A 17685-nucleotide genomic window follows, 5' to 3' on the forward strand; every position below is an offset into this window, starting at 1 on the left:
ATATTGAGGTGCTATTTATGAAACAAATATATATTATTAGCGGTGTTTTACTTATTTCATTACTTACAATTTATATTTTGTTCAATACTTCAATCATACAACCTCATCCACCTTCCATAGAAAATAAACGAGAGCAACAAACCAATACTATTTCTTACGGATTGAAGGATAATCAAGGCCAACACATTAACAATGGCAGTACAATTACTAGTGAGGATAATAAAATTAATGTAACATTATCATTCGTACATACTATTAATGAAAACCGAAAATATGGATTAATTGTTCTAGAAGATTACGAACAAAAACCTTTTAAAATAGAAGATACTACTAATGAAATATCACACTATTTTTTTGATATGAAACCAAACAGTTCAATTACTACGAAAATCTCTTTACACACTTCTCCTAATGCAAGTGAATTAACCTTTTTAATAATTAAAAAACCTGAATACAAATTAAAAGATAATAACTTAAATAAAGCAGCTATTTTAGAAGATATTCTAAGTATGCGATATTCAATACATCCTCTTCAGAAAGAAAACAAAAAAATAAAATTCTCCCTTATAAATCCAGATGCAATTTTAAAAGATGGTCTTTACGAACCATTATTTGTTACGAACCGTGAAGAGAACTTACAAACTGTCTTCTTTGAAAAGGAAGGCAAGCAATTAATTCTATCAAACGGTAATGAAACAAATGATGAAATGACTTACGCAATCGTGGCTTTTAAAGATTGGAAACAAGTTGAAATATTTAACAATAGAAAAGTTGTTTATACTAAGCTTGCACCTGAAACGAGGCAAATCTTTAATTTCATATTGCCTTCAGTGGATCAGGAAAGTAATTTTCAACTCGTCGCTTTTCCATTTCCTTTTAAAGTTAGCGAAGAAGATTATGTCAGTCAACAAGCATTCAGTTCTTTTCGCATCGTAATTGAAAATGAAAATAAATAAGTTATACTATGCACAGTATAACAACCAAAAAAGGCCTACTCACACGAGTAGGCTTTTGAAACTACGAAAGTTTCGTCAATAACTGATTTAAATCTTTTTTCGTTTTCGTCGTTAAAGATTTCATTTTATTAATATCGATTTTTTCTTTCTCCGCTCCTACAATTAACGGATACATACTTTGACCGATTGTTTTAGAATCCGTCGGATGTGATGCCTCTAGCTCTTTTTCAATCACATCCCACTTTTCATTAATTTGTTTGCCAAGCTTATTCACTGTTTCCAATTTCGGATTAGCAGCTAACTGCTTGTCCAAGCTATCAATTAATGCTACAACTTCTTTAACATTCGTTTTCACAGCAACACTTTTCTTCGGATCTTTCGTTGTCTTTCCGTTATTGTTTGTACTTGTGCTTGAATCTGCTGTTTTCCCGCTAGTCGTTTGATCATTCGTTTTTCCTGTCGTTTCTTTTTCTTTTGTTTTTACATTTTCGTTTTGAGTTGACGTTTTGCCGTTACTTTCTGTTCCTGATGATTCTTTCGTATTTTTTGCATCCTTATCTGTTTTTTCATTTGAAGAAGTATTTGTTTCTTTTTCAGTATCTTTCGTTGTTTTTGACGCTTCATCTGCACTTGTCGTTTTTGCTTCTCCATCATTTTGCGCAGTTACTTGCTCTTTCTTTTCCGTTTCTTTATCTACTGAAGGACTACAAGCTGCCATAGTAAGCATTGTACCAATTGTAATCGATGCGATAGCGACCTTTTTCATTTTCATATAAATCCCCCTATGTTTTACATAATTTATCCTCCCCTTTACGATTCGATTCCCCCTTAAAAAATCCCTTTTCATACGAATTATCATCTTTCCGACAGTAATCTTCATAATAATACGTACAAAAACTGATAAACTCATTTTAATATTCGAGTTTCTTCTACTTCATTTTTCTGCTCGCAAGTAAAAGAAAAAGAGTATATTGTCACATTAAGAATTACTATCTTCATATGACAATATACTCTTCTATCAAATTTTTATCTTTCTTGACATTTTATTTATACAAAAAAATAAAATTTTCTTTTGTTTTTTGTTTCTCAACATTTGTTAACATAATATTTTTATGAATAACCACCATTCGAGTGAATGACTTGCCCAGTAACCCATTTCGCTTCTTCACTTACTAAAAAAGAAATTAAGCGCGCAGCATCCACCGGTTCTCCTACTTTACCTTGCGGGAATTTCCATACTAAATGATGCTTCAGCTCCTCTGTAATCCATCCTGTATTCGTCGGTCCTGGATCTACAGCATTCACTGTAATCCCCTTCTCCATTGCAACTGGTGCTACTGACTTTGTAAATGCTTCGATTGCCCCTTTCGTTGCTGCATATGCTAGTTCATCTGGCATTGGGCCTACTGACTGTCCTGAAGTAAGATTAATAATACTCCCGCCCGTTTTAAGTGAATAATGTTTTATAAACAATGAACTTAATAGCATAGTAGCCCGAACATTAACTGTATAATGTTTATCCAACTGCTCTACATCTAATTCCTCAATCCTCGTATGAGTAGAATATACTGCATTATTAACTAGAATAGATGGATCACCTAACCGTTCTGATACCATATAAAACAAACGATTTGGCGAATAAGACTGCGATAAATTGATTTCTGCCATTTCACATCGAACATCGTAACTTTCAATTTCCTTTTTCAGCAAAAAGGGTTCTTGATCACTCATTCCCCATGGCATCGCTTTATCATACTTTGGCCAGTACGTGAAAAAAATGTCTATCCCCTTTTGAGCAAGCACCTTGCATACAGCTGCACCAATTCCATTCAGACGAGTTGCCCCTGTTACAATTGCTATTTTCTTCACCTTTTTCTCCTCCATCTATACACAGATCCCCTGCATGAATACAGAGGATCTATCTTCTTATTGAATATTTGACAGTATACGTTCAGCACCTAATTTTAACATTTTAATAAAGATATAATTTACAATCGTAAACATTACAAATAAAACGATAAACATAACCCATAGTCCGACATGAAGGAAGAAGTATAATACACTTACTCCCCCCACAATAATTAAAGCTATTAAAATATTAGCCAAAAAATTCCACAAAGTGGTATATCGACTTTTAAATAATTTCTGCTCTGTATCCCAATGAATATCTGCAGTTTGTGCGTCCCAGCGTGTTCCGATTAAATTAATTAATAACAACCCGTTCGCACTTAGTAAAAACCACAGTATCATAAAGACTGGAGAAATCCCAGCTACAACTGCCATCGTAATACCGAATACCGCTAAAATGATCACATTAATTAACCAAGCAGTGATTGCTTTCGCAAAAAAGATATCCGAAGCCTTTACTGGTAAATAACGATTCACAAACCAAGAGCTTCCATCTCGCGAAAATGACGTTGTTGCAATGACGTTACTACCCATTAAAAATAACGATGCACAAAGGCCAACACCAATTGCAAATCCCGTTGTCTCTGGATTGTTAATATACTCTGTAATAAACTTTAAATTCCCATCTTGCACAAATAAAATAAAGAACAACATAATCGGCATAACGAAAGTTTGTACAATACAATTTAAGAAAAATTGTGGTGTACGGAATAACGTTTTAAATTCCTTTTTCACATACGCTTTTAAATGTGAACTTTGTACCGTTGATTTCTGTAATCCTTCGGCTGAAATGACCTCTTTTTTTGCTGTACTCGTTGAAAGTCCAATAACCCCTTTTAAATATGTACGCTCTGCAATGTAATAAAACAACACAAAAAATACAAATGAAATAAGTGCAAAGATTAATACATATAAAGGACCCTTCCAATTTGCATTTTCTACTAATGCCACTGCTCCGAAATATGTAGTTGGAAAATAGTTTGTCATTTGTACTAAAAGAGAAGATTGGTTGTTCGCAAGGTAATCCGCAATTGCATCTTCAGAAAACGAACTTTTATTTTTCCACTGTAAAAATACATTAATTCCTACAATAAATAGTATACTTACAATTCCAATAAATATATTTCCTCGGTCTTTATTTTTTGCTATATTTGTATACCTCATAATAACTGTCATCAGTAACGAAGCTAGTACTAACGGCACAATCGGGAAGAGTAAGTAAATAAAAATCATGTATATGTAATATGTAATAAATGCGCCACTTTTTAATCCGTACGTAATAAAGATTGGTAATAAAATGAATGAACTCATTACGTATTGTGTTATTAATACTGTTAAAAATTTTGCCGAAATAATCTGGGCTGGTTTTAATGGTAATGGTAGTAACATTTCAATGTCATTACTGTAGTAAAATACAGTTAAAATGTTCGTTATACTCATTAAAAATACCCATATACTCGCAATCGCAAGTCCCATTGCGATAATCATTCCTGGATCTTGCCCTAAATGTATCATTCCCTCATACATTGCGTGCGTGATAGAACCAAATAGTAAAAAGCCGACAAATAAAATGGCTGCAAATGAAAATACATACGCCCATCGCTTCTTCTTATCTGTTATAAAATCTGCATAATTTAATTTTAATAATACTTTCGTTAACGTCCAAATTTTACTCATTGCCCGTCATCTCCAAGAACATTTTTTCAAGTGATTCATTGGATTTAAAATGATCTCTCATTTCATCTAAATTCCCTTTAAACTGAAGATTCCCCTTATTAATAATTGCAACGCGGTCACATATTTTTTCTGCTACTTCTAATACGTGTGTCGAGAAAAATACAATCTTTCCTTTATCCGCATGTTCTCTCATCATTTCTTTTAAAATATATGCGGATTTCGGATCAAGCCCCGTTAACGGTTCATCTAAAATCCATATATCTGGCTCATGCACGAGCACACCAATAATAACGATTTTTTGTCTCATACCGTGCGAATAACTTTGAATTTGATCCGATAACGCATTGTAAAGATCAAATTTCTTCGCTAAAGACTCAATTCGCTCTTGTCGTACGTCTTTCGGCACTTCATACATATCTGCCATAAAGTTTAAATATTCAATTCCTTTTAATCGTAAAAACATATCTGGGCTATCTGGCACATAACCAAACGTCTTTTTCGCTTCCATCGGATTTTTCATAATATCTATACCGTTAATCGTAATTGTCCCTTTGTCCACCCCATGAATGCCAGTAATCATCTTAATTGTCGTTGATTTACCCGCACCATTCGGTCCTAAAAATCCAAAAATTTCTCCGCTAGGTACAGATAAACTTAAGTCTTTTACTGCATAGGTAGACCCATTATAACTTTTTGACACATTCGTAATTTCAATCATTCCATCCAATCCTTTCCTTAATTACCAAATAACTATATTGATATTATAGCATACTTCTATTTTAAGATTTTTACATTTTTCAGTTTATTTAACCTTTAAAATAAATATACACCCCTAATCCAACAACTAAAACGACAGCTAGTATAATATAAATCATTGTTAAGCGTTTAATATTCCCCTTTGTCGCTTTGCTATAATTTGCATCACCATTCCGCCCAATTAACACCGTCGCAATGACAGTAATCACTACAAGTAATACAACGATCATGATCCAAGTTAGCATTTCTTCCTCCCCCTCCTTACAACCATTTTACAATATTATCCTCTTTATTTCGCAGCATATTTCCTCTTTTTACTATTATTATGAAGCAAACTGGAAAACTATTATTACCATTCCTATCCAATTGCGATATATTTATAACATAACGTGACTTATTTCTAACAACATAAGGAGGACCTATCATGAAAACAACTTGGATAAAATATTTAGGATTTCTCGGTTTCTTCGGTTTCCTCGGATTTTTTTATGAAAAAGGATTGTTTACTATGTTCTGTTTCTTCTCCTTTTTCACATCGTATAGAACAGTTCAACACGATGAACTGTTTGAACAAATTGTCAATAAATCGTGTCGCAATGCCTTTATCGTTACATTACTAACTACCACAATCATTATGTTTATTGAAATGTTATTTCCAAACCCTACGCTACAAGAGATTGATATCGCTCTTATTTTCGGCACACTCATTCTTACATTCGGCTTTTCTATGTTCTTTTTCGATAAACCAATTGATGAAATGGAAGATGCACCATGGCGTTCGTAACGAAAATAAAAGAATACCGTGCCAAATTGAACATGACACAAGAAGATTTAGCGAAGAGCGTTGGTGTGCGACGTGAAACAATTAGTCATCTCGAAAAAGGTAAATACAATCCTTCCTTACAACTTGCTTACGATATAGCGAAGGCATTACATAGTACGATTGATGAGATTTTTATTTTTGAGGATAAATAAAAAATACCGTCATTCTTTCCAAGAAGAATGACGGTATTTCTCATTGATTATCCATATAAAACCGCATGAAATACGCCTAATAGTAAGTATTGATCCTGCATGTAATCTTCATCATATACATTCATCTCAATGTAATACATATCTTCCTCAAGACGAATATTCCAATCTGCAATTACATAGCCCTTTCGTAATAACTTTCCCATTCCAAATGAAGTTTTATGGACAACATATTCTTCTGCCTTATATGTAAAGGTAAATAAGAAATTTGCATCCAATAACTTTCCGTCACATACAAGTATTTCATGCTCTGCATCATGATTATCTTTGTACGTTACTAAAATCCTTCTTTGGCGCTGCCTACTTACATCCTTTGCAATGACGCGAATATTGTCCTTACTATCCTTTATTTCATAAATAATATTACTACCAATTTTCGGAATAAAATCCAGCACTCTCATCAGCGTATTTTTATAATAGCCCCTTACTACACCTACTTGCTCACTTCCATTATAAACCTCTATCGGCGTCGTATCTGCTTTGCTATCACACGGTCGTTTGTAAGAGAGCTGCATCATTCGCTCTCCTCTTAAGTACTGATCAAACGTCACAGGATATTCTATCATGCGCAGTTCCTTATTTAACTCATATAAATAGCGTTGAACGCTCTCTATTAATGTTGTAGTAGCTATACGCTCTTGAAGTTCAAATTCTTGCCAGCTGGAAAAAACATTCCATTGATTATAATCCTCTTCGTAGAAGAAACCAAGAATTACCTCTTCACGGTCAGCCGTTTCATATTTCATAGGCACGTTCTGCCCATGTTGAACTTGTTCCATCCACTGACCTAAATAAATCCCCAGCTCTGCAACCTTCATACATGATTTTTGAAAAAATACACTGTCACTCGCGCAAATCGTTACATCTCCTTCGATAAAGCCCTTTGAATAAGCATCATACCGTGGCTCATCCTTCTGCGGGAGATTCTTGTCTAACTCAAATAAAAACGTTAACATCCTTTATTCACCTCTAGTTGTTACACTAATCATACATGACATCGCATCACTCTGAGAAACTATTTATATACGCATATTTAATTCACGCATTATAACACGTGAATGATCTTGTATAGTAGCGCTATTTTTTGTTCTATATCTTAGTATATGAATTTACATGAGCGATTTTTCAAATATATCTATCACAACTTACAATATATCAACGATTTTTTCAATATATCGATTTTTCGACAAATATCAGCACAATTAAAATGAAGCTACCTTTTCTTCAGCCACTTCTACAATTTCTAAAATTTGTAGAAGACTCTCCACTTCATAAGTCGGATTAACACTCGTCTTATTCTCTTTCAAACTCGGATTATACCAACACGTATCAATGCCGAAGTCTTCTCCGCCTTTCATATCAGAAGTTAGCGAATCTCCGACCATTAGTACACTTGATTTATCCGTAATTCCAAATTTCTCAAATGCATAATCAAAAATCTCACGCGCTGGTTTTTGATGACCAACTTCTTCAGAAATAATAATGTGATCAAAGAAATTACATAAAGGCGAATTTCCGATTCTTGATTGTTGCACCTTCGTATATCCATTCGTAATAATACCTAACTTGCAATCTTGAAGATTTTCACATAATTGCACTGCACCTTCTATAAGGTGTACCTCTTTTCCTAAGTTTTCAAGATATACATCACTAAATTGCTGCGCATCTACGGCTATATTATGAAGTGCAAATAATTGTCTAAATCGCTCTACGGCTAATTCACTTAGCGTAATCATTTTATTTTCTAAATCTCTCCATAATCCATTACTAATCTCTTTATAACTTGCAAGATGATCATTATACCCTGTAGGCATGCCAAACTGTACAAACGCATTATGTAATGCGTGTCTTTCCGTTTCAGGGAAATCTAATAATGTATCGTCTACGTCGAATAATATAAATTTGTATTTCATGATGTTCTCCTCAATTCCTATTTTAAAAGCTTCGTTCTCATTGCTTATAAGTTTATATATATGTCGTGATGAAGCGCTTTAACCCGCTCTTTATAGAATACACCTTTATCTTTTATTTTCAAATGTGCTATAAATAAATTTGCTAGCATGACTGCTGTATCTAGTCTATAAAATAAACTAACAATATGAGGAGTAACATTAAAGATACTATCATTCTTATATCCATCTTTAAATTCATCCCAACTAACCTCATTTGTTTCAGCTATTCTCATAAGCTCCAGCAATGGATGACCAATTAAAGCATTATCCCAATCAACTATTGCTTTAACTTCTCCATTATACCCGATTAAATTGGCTGGTCGAATGTCCATATGTAATAAACATTTTACATGATCTGCTGTACTAAGAATATATTCAATTGTTTTTGTATCCGGAAGATTAATTTTGCAGTTCGTGATTGTATTAAACCCTTCTATCCGTTTCACAATTCGTTCTGCTATATACTTACTAATGGGCTCTCTAATATTTTGTTTGTAATACAAACCATCAATTGGCATACTATGAAGATTGCTCACTAACTCCCCTATTTTGCATGCGGAAATTGGCATATGATCAGCATACACACAATCCGAAATTAAAAAATCAAGTTCGGTTGAAAGATGCAATCCGTGTATCCTTGGTACTGGAATACCTTTTGAATGACAATACTTAGACAGCTCCGCTTCCTTTTGCAACGAAATCCGACTGTTAAATAAGTCTTCATTTATATTTTCCACTTCTCTTTCCCACGGTACTCGAAATGCCAAAGACCCCTTTTCTGAATCTCCTTGAAAAACAATATTTTGTACTCCCGTTCCAATCACCTTTAAATCTTGAATAGCTAGTTCCTTATACTCTTGACTTAGTATTGTTGCCAGCTTCTCTCTTAACCCCTCTGCTTTTACACGTGTATGAATCATTTTATCCCCCGATTCTTAAGTTCTTTTCATCCATTTTCTCCTCTGTGCACAACATCCTCATTAACAAAATTATAGCAACAATAGTAAAAGGAGGCTAATCCGCTCAGCCTCCTTCTCATTATTAATCTTCTAGCAATAACTCTTTCATTTCCTCTAACGACTCTTTCGTAAAGCCAAGAGCTTTTTCAGCGTATGCTTCAACTGATCCGTATTGCTTTTGAATTTCACCAATCGCAGCTTGCAAGTATTCAGCACGTGCTTCAAACATTGCACCTAATATCGCTCTGCTCTCATCGTTTTGTAATTTCGCACCTAAAAAGGCCATCATTTTTTCATTTAGCTTTTCACGGAATCCGTTACTTAGTAAGTAGTCTTCCATTACTGTTTTTTCTGGTACACCTAGTAAAAGTAGTAATAATGCTGAACCAAATCCAGTACGATCTTTTCCAGCTGTACAGTGGTTTACTAACGGTAAGTTTTCCGGGTTTTGCGCTAAGTTTAAGAAGCTCACGAATGCCTCGTTACCACTTACGAAATCTTGATTCATTTTCACAAGATACTCACCTGGTTTTCCTAACATAGAAAGGTCACCAACTTGGAAAAACTCATTTATATTTAAGTCTTTCGCTAAGTCTTGCATAACTGGTAAGCACACTTGACGAGCACCCGTAATTTCTGGATTCGGCTTATGCTTCACTTCAAAGTCTGTACGGTAATCGCAAATTAACTTTAAACCAGACTTTTGTAAATAGGCAATATCCCATTCAGTTAGCCCTGCTAATTCTTCAGAGCGGTATAATTTGCCCCATTTTACTTTACGGCCTTCAGTCGTTTCATATCCTCCCATATCACGGAAGTTAAACGCGCCTTGTAATGGCAGTCTACGCTCAGCTACTGTTACTGCTTGTCCATTACTTCCTACTAATCTAAAATATGGACGTTCATTTTCACTCGGGTTTTCAATTGTATATGATAATTCTCCATTTACCGTTGCAAGTAATTCTCCAGTTTCTTCAATATGTTCTGGTGAAGTACTCCAATAAATACGAACTTCTTCTATATTATTTTCCCATTTTATTTGTAACGTATTATCTTCATTTCTCTCTACAGTTGCTTGTAGCCAATTTCTTTGCTGCTCCATTCTTTCACCAACGCTTTCTCTTATAATTGAATCTTACCCTATTGTATTATGGGAATATCCATTTTGTCGTTCTCATTTTTCTTTTTATCTTACAAACAGGCGAAAAGTTCTTTTACTTGTTCAAAATTTGTACATGGATTACCGCGAAATACGTATGCGATTTGTTCATTACCTAAATCTTCGTATACAACTGTTCCGCGATTACGGTGCGGATAAAACTCTAACCCGTTTATAATTTGTTTTGGGCCATAGTTCATTGTCCATGAAGAAATAGGATAATACGCTTTGTTTTTATGTCTACAAACCCAAAGTGCATATAGTTTATTAACTTCGTCCCAGTATACATACTGCGTTTCATCATTTCCGAAACCGACCGATTCAAGTTTCCAATTTAGTTTTTCATGAATTAACAAATTTACATAGGATACGTCATCTGGAGCATTCCACTCTCTACATCTTCCTATCTCACCCATTTCACTTCTCTTCGCTTGAAAGCTTAATAAGTGAAATGATGTATGTAATATCGTTTTCCCAAGCTCCATATTTACTGGTTGTAATTCAAATAGAAATCGTTCCATTTCGTCTTGGTTTACATATCCATGATCAACAGAAATTTCAACTTGTGTTTTCCATATAGATGTAACGTAACTTTCTTTTCCTTTATAATTTATACCTTTCCAATACACAAGCCCTTTATAATGAAAACAATCTCCTTTTGCTTGAGAAATACAGCTATCCGGAAATACTGGTTCCATTATATCGAGAAAAAATTCCTTTACTCGAAACATCCCAGTTGGAGTAACAACCTGAAACCAAAAACTTCCCCACTTTTCACCTTCATAACGTTCTGAAACTTTTTCAACATTCCAGCCTTCTAACAATACATTTGGATACAATAACACGAATGAATGCATGGATTGCTTTAACATATATAGTCCCCTCCCGCTATACGAGTTCGAGAGTATACATCATTCATCCTCCTAAAACTTTCTCACATATCTCTCAGTTGAACTAAACAGCTGACATCCATTCTTTTCAAAAACATCCTTCATCCATTCATTTTGTACATTTGTCTCACCAATATAATAAGATGCACCTATTTCCTTTAAGACAAACATCGCACCTGCAAATAATGCAGCTTCATATCCCTTATTACGCATATTTGGAGTAACTGCGAAGTACATAAGTTTCCCTTCTTCTAACGTACCTCTTTCAATATGCGGAATTACAATCCCTATCGGCTCTTCACCTACACTCGCTGTTAAGCAATGTTCTTTCCACTGCTCACCAATTTCTTGTAGCATCATATGCACAAATTGATCAGGAGCGACTGGTTCTCCCGTCGCTTCATTCCACAGTGAATAAAAAGCCTCTTCTCCAACTTCTTCAATAAGCTTAAAATCCATTTCACTTTCTACATCTTCTACTTCATATATATCTTTAAATACAATCATGTTTTCCGTAACATATTCAAATGAATACGTTTCAAAACATTTTTTATACACATCATAATTTGGACTTTTTGAAGAGATTTCAAAATGTAGTTTTTCTAATTCACCTTTTTTAGCTTCAGCAACGCAATATTGCATCATTTCCTCTAATTGCTCTTCTGTAAAAATCTCTGCATTATTTTCTTTTATCATAATAGAAGAAGCACTTCTTCTTATTTTAAAATGTTTTTCTAACTGTTCTATCGTCGTCATATTCTTCCCTCATCTATATCATACTCGAATTTCTAATCGTTCTCCTTGCATGAGCAGGATTGTCCTTGAATATATAGAATACTAGAAAAGATCGCATCTTTAAAGTGCGGAGGAGGTTCTCCAGTGGATATTACAGCATTGCAACAACAGTTAGAGCTTATACAACAAAATGACTATACGCAACTACAGCATATAGACGTAAATGAGTTAACTTTGAACATGCTTCAGTATATCGGAACGACTGATAGCTACGTTCGTTACCAACTTATATATAAATGTTTTGCGCATTTCATTCATCATGAATTCCTTATGGACGATCAGCTGAAATTACTTCTGCAAACTTGTTTAAGTGATGAGTATTTATATTGTGACATTTACTCCCCACATACAGATGGGGTTTTCACACGTTCTTACACTGTTTCGTTAATTGCGTTAATACTCCAATTCGCTAATTCGCACTACTTTTGTACAGAGGAAGATATCGAAGAAATAAAAAATAAACTCATTACATACACAAACTTAGAAACAGATTTTCGGGGCTATATCGAAAATAAAGGATGGGCTCATTGTCTTGCTCACGTATCTGATGCCTTTACTGAAATTGTTCATAATACGTATACAACTTTTGAATGGTACGAAGAATTAATTCATTGTTTATTAAATAAAATCTTTATTCCATCTGACCTTTTTCATAATAACGAAGATGAGCGCATTGTTACGCCATTACTAGCAATGCTGTATCATGATTTTCCTCAAAACGAGTTAATTTCTATTATTCATAAAAAAATAAAAAGGCTTCCTCAAATTAGAAAACGCCTTTCGCTTAATGAGTATTGTATTTTATGTGCCAACATTAAAACCTTTTTACGCACATTATTTTTCAGAACGAAAGACGACCATAACTTAGCCTTTACAGCACGTAAAACAGAAAGAATGTTAAAAGAAATTCCTAACTATTATTAAATACAAGGAGCAATGACATGGGTTATATTGAAGATATGAGAAATCTAGTAGGAAATCATCCACTTATTCTAATAGGATCACACGCCATTATATTAAATGAAAAAGATGAAGTATTGCTGCAGCTCCGTACAGATTTTAACCGCTGGAGCATTATTGGTGGTGCCCTAGAATATAACGAAACGTTAGAAGATGCTTTAAAACGAGAAGTGTTTGAAGAAACTGGACTTATTATTAAAAATCCAGAACTATTCCGTACATACTCAGGGCCAGACTTCTTTCAAATCTATCCAAACGGCGATCAAGTAAACGGTGTACTCGTTGTTTATATTTGCCGAGAATTTCATGGTGAACTTGTATGCGATCAAAGTGAATCGAAAGAATTACGCTTCTTTTCACTTAATGAATTACCTAATAATCTTCCCTCTGTTATTGAGAGGATTATTACAGATTATCAAAAAAAATAAGGGAACGCTTAACGTTCCCTCTCAAATCCAATCCGTTTTTTAATTTCCGCTAAATTTACCTTTGCAATAGCGCGTGCCTTCTCAGCACCGTTTTCTAATGCTTCATATAATAAATCCGGCTCATTCATATACATTGCGTACTTTTCACGAGGTCCAGCTAACTCTCGATCTACAACGCGAAACAACTCTTTTTTTACATCGCCCCATCCGATTCCAGTCTCATATTTTTCACGTAATGACTGTATTTCGTCTTCTGTCGCAAATTCTTTATAAATTGTAAATAAGGTTTCTAGTTCTTTCGGTTCATTTGGAAGTGAAGAATCTGTTTTGATTTTAAATATTAACTTTCGTAGTTTTTCTTGCTCTGCAAATAATGGGATCACATTTCCGTAACTTTTACTCATCTTCCTTCCGTCAAGACCAGGTAAAATAGCTCCTTCTTCTTGTATGACATACTCCGGAAGTGTAAATGTCGTGCCAAATGTATGATTAAAATACGTCGCAATATCACGCGCGATTTCAATATGCTGAATTTGGTCTTTTCCAACTGGTACATGGGTAGCTTGAAATAATAATATGTCAGCTGCCATTAAAATCGGATACGTATATAACCCCATATTCACTCCTGCATCGACCTCTAACCCCGCTTCTTTATTTTGCTCCACCTTCGCTTTATACGCATGAGCACGGTTCATAAGACCTTTCGGAGTTAGGCAAGCTAAAATCCAAGCTAATTCTAGAATTTCCGGCACTTCTGTTTGCCGATAAAAAACAACATCTTCCCCAAGTCCAAGCGATAACCAAGTAGCTGCTACCTCTTTCGTATAACTGCTGAACTTTTCTGAATCATGCACAGCATTTAATGCATGATAATCAGCTATAAAGTACAATGCTTTTCCTTCATTATTCTTTGACATTTGTAATGCAGGTTTAATCGCACCAATATAATTCCCTAAATGCGGATAACCTGTCGGCTTAATTCCTGTTAACATTATTTTTTCACTCACACTAACTCCTCCTTTCGCAAAATAAAAAGAGCCCCTCATCCTTAAAAAGGACGAGAGACTCCCGCGGTACCACCTTAATTAGCTATCATTAGCTCACTTCATACTTCAATAACGTGAAGTAACCGTCTTTACCTACTCATTTCAGTTAGAAGCTCCAGAGTCCATTCCATATTCATCCCTTACTGATTCTCACCACATATCAGCTCTCTGAAAAGTTTCGAATATGTACTCTTCTCTTTCATTGCTTTTTCGTTATTTTTTACAGTTTATCACATTTCACTTCCAAACAAACCCGAATTTTCTATTTTATATAGCAGGAATTTCCACTTCAATTGTCTAATATTATATAGGTTTGCAGAAATATTCGAAACAACTTTGGAGGTTTTTTCATGGTAAAATATATATCCATTTTAGGTTCCACAGGATCCATCGGCACATCTGCATTAGATGTCGTTTCAGCTCATCCTGAACATTTCAAAATCGTCGGTTTAACCGCAAATTATAATATCGATCTTCTTGAGCAACAAATCAAAACGTTTCAACCTCGTATTGTAAGCGGATCAATGGGCGCGCCAATATGCAAATGTAATTGTTAATAAAAAAGCGCTAAAACAGTTCCCACTGTTTTAGCGCTTTTTTTCACGTATTCAACTTAACAAATCTATAACCGTGCGTAACTAACACTTTTAATATCGCATATCCTGGAATGGCTAAAATAATGCCCATAATCCCGAATAAGTTTCCGGCAGTTAAAATGATAAAAATGATAGTAATCGGATGAATATCTAACTTTTTACCCATAACTTGCGGAGAAATAAATTTACCTTCTGCTAATTGTACAACCATCATAACGATAATTACTTTTAACACCATTGCTGGCGAGTCGATGAATGCGATAATTAACGCTGGTGTAATCGCGATAATTGGTCCTACGTACGGAACGATATTTACAATCATCGCTAAAATCGCAAGTAATACCGCATATTTAATACCAATAATAAGATAACCAATTAATAGCATAATACCGATAAATAAGCTGACGATAATTTGACCTCTAATATACGAGCTAATCGCATAATGCATATCATCTAGTATTCTCATTGCTGCTGGTTGTCTTTGCTCTGAAATGAACTTTAAGAAGTGATTCGGCAATTGTTCGCCATCTTTTAAAAGATAGAACAATATAAATGGAACCATTACAAATGTTAAAACAACCTCTGTAATAGTACTCAAAAATCCAGTTACATTCCCAGTTACTGATGATAATGACTTTGTAAAATCAACTGTATAGTCTTTTACCATATTCGCAACATTAATATTTAAATTCTCCTGAATTTTACCGAGTAAATTACTTTCCCCGAATCTACGTGCTGCTTGTTCAATCTCATGGCCAAAATACGGTAAGTTATCAATTAATGCATCAATTTGATCTTTAATAATAGGGATAACCGTTACAACTAAAAATACAAATAATCCTAGTACGATTAAATATATAGAAGCTATCGATACGATTCTTGAAACACCTTTCTTTTCTAAAAGCGAAACGAATGGATGTAAAATATAGAATAGTACGCCTGCTAATAGTACTGGGAAGAAAATTGTTTTTAAAAATACGATAAACGGTGTAAAAACAAATGATATTTTTGTTAGCAATAAAATATTAATGAACAATAACGCAAATCCAAGTAATACCGCCAAATAATTTTGTTCTCTAAAAAACTTTCTTAACTTATCTCTTTTTCTTATATTTATTTTCTCCAATGAAACCACCTCTTCGAATGATGAAAAGCCCTTATTCAGGGCTCTTCATCATAATCTATATATCTATTTCTTTGCAGCTTTCACTACAAATGATACAATAAAAATTAACACGATTGCACCTAATAATGCTGGCACTACATGAATCCCACCAAATGATGGCCCAAAGGATCCAAATAATCTACCACCTAACGAAGCACCTAATAAACCTGCGATAATATTTCCGAACATACCACCTGGGAAATTTTTACCTGTTATAGAACTAGCAATTGCACCTATAATAGCACCAACTATTAATGTGATAATCCATCCCATTTTTAGTCCTCCATTTCTATTATAGTTTGTATGATTTAATACAAACATATGTATTTATCATTGCTAATCATATTTCACTATAGAAATATATTTACTACTATTTTACATATGGAGATACATATATTATATGCAAAAAAGAAAAATATTGTCAAACTCACCCATAAAGCAATTATATTCATATACCATATTTAAAGGAGGCTTCATTATCTATGATTCTTAAGTTAAATTCCACTTCTTTTGAAGTAGCAACATCCATTTTACAGGTTCAAATTCCAGCTTATAAAGTTGAAGCAGACTACTTAAATAGTACTGCCATACCTCGTTTATATGATACTGTAAACGATATTCAAAATTGCGTTGAAACATTCTATGGATATTTTTCTGAAAATAAACTTGTCGGTTTTATTTCTTTTGTACAAGAAGAAAAACTAATCGATATCCACAGGTTAGTTGTATCGCCCGATTTTTTTCAAAAAGGAATCGCAACGAAACTCCTAATTTATATATTTAACATGTTTCCCTCTTCAATGACATACATTGTACAAACAGGTAAAGCGAATACCCCTGCTATTACTTTATATAAAAAACACGGATTCATTACAGTATCAGATACAATACTTCCTGACGGTATGATTCTTACGCAATTAAAAAAGACAGAATACACAAAATAATTTGACTTGTTCGCTCCTTTATGTTATTTTTTACTTTATAAAACCTTTTGCTGAGTCCAAATTTTGGAGCGGGGGAACCATTTTTGTAGCTATGCTACTTGGGGCGAATCTTTTTTAAGTAGGGAAACTCTCACTTCCCGAGTCCGACAGCTAACCTCGTAAGCGTAATGGGAGAGGAAGGTGCTTTTTGCCTATGTTACACATTTTGCCTCCTTAATTATAAATATGGGATCGATATCAAATAGTCACCTATATTTATAGAAAAGGAGAATGTATTATGTTACGTTTATCTGATCACGCAATTAAAATGATGGAGCAAAGACTTCGAATTGAAAAACAACGCACATATCAAGCAAATAAGGTTGTAGATAACTTACATCACAAATACTTCTTTCAGCATATTTTTCAACCGAAAAGATAAAGAAAATGTTTATTTAATATTAAAAAACACAAGGAATGTCT

At 34.1% G+C, this 17685-nt stretch carries 21 protein-coding genes, 1 pseudogene, 1 riboswitch and 1 other annotated feature; of the genes and pseudogenes, 8 read left to right on the plus strand and 14 right to left on the minus strand.

The features are described from left to right. The first annotated feature begins 17 nt into the window (after positions 1-17). Entirely contained in the window at positions 18-956 is a 939-nt protein-coding gene (locus D1166_RS04620; RefSeq protein ID WP_088361256.1) for a hypothetical protein, read from the plus strand. A gap of 61 nt (positions 957-1017) precedes the next feature. Here D1166_RS04620 and D1166_RS04625 read toward each other — a convergent pair whose 3' ends face one another. The 5 genes from D1166_RS04625 to D1166_RS04645 form a co-directional block, all read right to left on the minus strand. After that, positions 1018-1728 (minus strand): hypothetical protein, encoded by a 711-nt coding sequence (locus tag D1166_RS04625; RefSeq protein ID WP_088361257.1) that lies wholly within the window; start codon positions 1726-1728, stop codon positions 1018-1020. Positions 1729-2066: 338 nt separating this feature from the next. Continuing rightward, entirely contained in the window at positions 2067-2825 is a 759-nt protein-coding gene (locus D1166_RS04630; protein WP_000716965.1) for an SDR family oxidoreductase, read from the minus strand. Positions 2826-2882: 57 nt separating this feature from the next. Continuing rightward, entirely contained in the window at positions 2883-4541 is a 1659-nt protein-coding gene (locus D1166_RS04635) for a putative ABC transporter permease subunit (RefSeq protein ID WP_000036887.1), read from the minus strand. Then, positions 4534-5259 carry an ABC transporter ATP-binding protein gene (locus D1166_RS04640; RefSeq protein ID WP_000570193.1) on the minus strand — a complete coding sequence of 242 codons (726 nt, stop codon included), beginning with the start codon at positions 5257-5259 and terminating at the stop codon, positions 4534-4536. The genes D1166_RS04635 and D1166_RS04640 overlap by 8 nt, the downstream gene beginning before the upstream one ends. Positions 5260-5347: 88 nt before the next feature. Continuing rightward, positions 5348-5542 (minus strand): hypothetical protein, encoded by a 195-nt coding sequence (locus tag D1166_RS04645; RefSeq protein ID WP_000958863.1) that lies wholly within the window; start codon positions 5540-5542, stop codon positions 5348-5350. 179 nt (positions 5543-5721) lie between these two features. Here D1166_RS04645 and D1166_RS04650 point away from each other — a divergent pair, with 179 nt between their 5' ends. Both D1166_RS04650 and D1166_RS04655 read left to right on the plus strand, forming a co-directional pair. Next, positions 5722-6081, plus strand: a complete 360-nt coding sequence (locus D1166_RS04650) for a DUF3796 domain-containing protein (RefSeq protein WP_000859225.1) — start codon at positions 5722-5724, stop codon at positions 6079-6081. Next, the gene (locus D1166_RS04655) at positions 6069-6272 is read left to right on the plus strand and encodes a helix-turn-helix transcriptional regulator (RefSeq protein ID WP_044795176.1); all 204 of its coding nucleotides are present in this window, start codon (positions 6069-6071) and stop codon (positions 6270-6272) included. The genes D1166_RS04650 and D1166_RS04655 overlap by 13 nt, the downstream gene beginning before the upstream one ends. A 47-nt stretch (positions 6273-6319) precedes the next feature. Here the strand turns inward: D1166_RS04655 and D1166_RS04660 are convergent, their stop codons facing one another. The 6 genes from D1166_RS04660 to D1166_RS04685 form a co-directional block, all read right to left on the minus strand. Then, a complete protein-coding gene (locus D1166_RS04660) occupies positions 6320-7285 on the minus strand; it encodes a tubby C-terminal domain-like protein (RefSeq protein ID WP_000955104.1) in 966 nt (321 codons plus the stop codon). Positions 7286-7531: 246 nt separating this feature from the next. Next, a complete protein-coding gene (locus D1166_RS04665) occupies positions 7532-8242 on the minus strand; it encodes a YjjG family noncanonical pyrimidine nucleotidase (RefSeq protein WP_000875414.1) in 711 nt (236 codons plus the stop codon). Between the two features lie 44 nt (positions 8243-8286). Beyond that, the gene (locus tag D1166_RS04670; RefSeq protein ID WP_088361259.1) at positions 8287-9201 is read right to left on the minus strand and encodes a phosphotransferase family protein; all 915 of its coding nucleotides are present in this window, start codon (positions 9199-9201) and stop codon (positions 8287-8289) included. Between the two features lie 121 nt (positions 9202-9322). Further along, on the minus strand, positions 9323-10342 hold the full coding sequence (locus D1166_RS04675; protein ID WP_044795178.1) for a tyrosine-protein phosphatase: 1020 nt from the start codon (positions 10340-10342) through the stop codon (positions 9323-9325). Positions 10343-10431: 89 nt separating this feature from the next. After that, complete coding sequence (locus tag D1166_RS04680; protein WP_044795179.1) at positions 10432-11271, minus strand: hypothetical protein; 840 nt, start codon at positions 11269-11271, stop codon at positions 10432-10434. Positions 11272-11322: 51 nt separating this feature from the next. Beyond that, positions 11323-12045: a GNAT family N-acetyltransferase gene (locus D1166_RS04685; protein WP_088046445.1), complete on the minus strand. Its 723-nt coding sequence runs from the start codon at positions 12043-12045 to the stop codon at positions 11323-11325. Between the two features lie 123 nt (positions 12046-12168). Between D1166_RS04685 and D1166_RS04690 the strand changes: the two genes are divergently transcribed. Then, positions 12169-13008: a DUF2785 domain-containing protein gene (locus tag D1166_RS04690; protein WP_000355452.1), complete on the plus strand. Its 840-nt coding sequence runs from the start codon at positions 12169-12171 to the stop codon at positions 13006-13008. A 17-nt stretch (positions 13009-13025) separates the two neighbouring features. Further along, entirely contained in the window at positions 13026-13472 is a 447-nt protein-coding gene (locus D1166_RS04695; RefSeq protein ID WP_030026541.1) for an NUDIX hydrolase, read from the plus strand. Positions 13473-13480: 8 nt separating this feature from the next. Here the strand turns inward: D1166_RS04695 and D1166_RS04700 are convergent, their stop codons facing one another. After that, on the minus strand, positions 13481-14479 hold the full coding sequence (locus D1166_RS04700) for a tryptophan--tRNA ligase (RefSeq protein ID WP_001290893.1): 999 nt from the start codon (positions 14477-14479) through the stop codon (positions 13481-13483). 43 nt (positions 14480-14522) lie between these two features. Continuing rightward, positions 14523-14730: a binding site (T-box leader), on the minus strand. Between the two features lie 138 nt (positions 14731-14868). Here D1166_RS04700 and D1166_RS04705 point away from each other — a divergent pair. Beyond that, positions 14869-15036, plus strand: a pseudogene (locus tag D1166_RS04705) (1-deoxy-D-xylulose-5-phosphate reductoisomerase); the annotation flags it as partial. 82 nt (positions 15037-15118) lie between these two features. Here the strand turns inward: D1166_RS04705 and D1166_RS04710 are convergent. Beyond that, positions 15119-16240 carry an AI-2E family transporter gene (locus D1166_RS04710; RefSeq protein ID WP_000411480.1) on the minus strand — a complete coding sequence of 374 codons (1122 nt, stop codon included), beginning with the start codon at positions 16238-16240 and terminating at the stop codon, positions 15119-15121. Positions 16241-16303: 63 nt separating this feature from the next. Then, positions 16304-16552 carry a GlsB/YeaQ/YmgE family stress response membrane protein gene (locus D1166_RS04715; RefSeq protein WP_000539730.1) on the minus strand — a complete coding sequence of 83 codons (249 nt, stop codon included), beginning with the start codon at positions 16550-16552 and terminating at the stop codon, positions 16304-16306. 209 nt (positions 16553-16761) lie between these two features. Between D1166_RS04715 and D1166_RS04720 the strand changes: the two genes are divergently transcribed. After that, positions 16762-17223, plus strand: a complete 462-nt coding sequence (locus D1166_RS04720; protein ID WP_000601229.1) for a GNAT family N-acetyltransferase — start codon at positions 16762-16764, stop codon at positions 17221-17223. 38 nt (positions 17224-17261) lie between these two features. After that, positions 17262-17404: riboswitch (cyclic di-AMP (ydaO/yuaA leader) on the plus strand. 96 nt (positions 17405-17500) lie between these two features. After that, entirely contained in the window at positions 17501-17644 is a 144-nt protein-coding gene (locus D1166_RS31160) for a hypothetical protein (RefSeq protein WP_000945243.1), read from the plus strand. Positions 17645-17685: the final 41 nt, after the last annotated feature.

It is taken from the genome of Bacillus sp. ISO11 (assembly GCF_003458115.1).
In the GTDB taxonomy this organism is placed as follows: Bacteria; Bacillota; Bacilli; order Bacillales; family Bacillaceae_G; genus Bacillus_A; species Bacillus_A cereus.

What these genes read in the sequence shown, in the direction of transcription:
- D1166_RS04660 (WP_000955104.1), bottom strand. Translation starts at nt 7,285, where the DNA reads ATGTTAACGTTTTTATTTGAGTTAGACAAGAATCTCCCGCAGAAGGAT.
- D1166_RS04715 (WP_000539730.1), bottom strand. Translation starts at nt 16,552, where the DNA reads ATGGGATGGATTATCACATTAATAGTTGGTGCTATTATAGGTGCAATT.
- D1166_RS04720 (WP_000601229.1), top strand. Translation starts at nt 16,762, where the DNA reads ATGATTCTTAAGTTAAATTCCACTTCTTTTGAAGTAGCAACATCCATT.
- D1166_RS04650 (WP_000859225.1), top strand. Translation starts at nt 5,722, where the DNA reads ATGAAAACAACTTGGATAAAATATTTAGGATTTCTCGGTTTCTTCGGT.
- D1166_RS04670 (WP_088361259.1), bottom strand. Translation starts at nt 9,201, where the DNA reads ATGATTCATACACGTGTAAAAGCAGAGGGGTTAAGAGAGAAGCTGGCA.
- D1166_RS04645 (WP_000958863.1), bottom strand. Translation starts at nt 5,542, where the DNA reads ATGCTAACTTGGATCATGATCGTTGTATTACTTGTAGTGATTACTGTC.
- D1166_RS04680 (WP_044795179.1), bottom strand. Translation starts at nt 11,271, where the DNA reads ATGTTAAAGCAATCCATGCATTCATTCGTGTTATTGTATCCAAATGTA.
- D1166_RS04620 (WP_088361256.1), top strand. Translation starts at nt 18, where the DNA reads ATGAAACAAATATATATTATTAGCGGTGTTTTACTTATTTCATTACTT.
- D1166_RS04665 (WP_000875414.1), bottom strand. Translation starts at nt 8,242, where the DNA reads ATGAAATACAAATTTATATTATTCGACGTAGACGATACATTATTAGAT.
- D1166_RS04675 (WP_044795178.1), bottom strand. Translation starts at nt 10,342, where the DNA reads ATGGAGCAGCAAAGAAATTGGCTACAAGCAACTGTAGAGAGAAATGAA.
- D1166_RS04695 (WP_030026541.1), top strand. Translation starts at nt 13,026, where the DNA reads ATGGGTTATATTGAAGATATGAGAAATCTAGTAGGAAATCATCCACTT.
- D1166_RS04640 (WP_000570193.1), bottom strand. Translation starts at nt 5,259, where the DNA reads ATGATTGAAATTACGAATGTGTCAAAAAGTTATAATGGGTCTACCTAT.
- D1166_RS04655 (WP_044795176.1), top strand. Translation starts at nt 6,069, where the DNA reads ATGGCGTTCGTAACGAAAATAAAAGAATACCGTGCCAAATTGAACATG.
- D1166_RS04635 (WP_000036887.1), bottom strand. Translation starts at nt 4,541, where the DNA reads ATGAGTAAAATTTGGACGTTAACGAAAGTATTATTAAAATTAAATTAT.
- D1166_RS31160 (WP_000945243.1), top strand. Translation starts at nt 17,501, where the DNA reads ATGTTACGTTTATCTGATCACGCAATTAAAATGATGGAGCAAAGACTT.
- D1166_RS04685 (WP_088046445.1), bottom strand. Translation starts at nt 12,045, where the DNA reads ATGACGACGATAGAACAGTTAGAAAAACATTTTAAAATAAGAAGAAGT.
- D1166_RS04625 (WP_088361257.1), bottom strand. Translation starts at nt 1,728, where the DNA reads ATGAAAATGAAAAAGGTCGCTATCGCATCGATTACAATTGGTACAATG.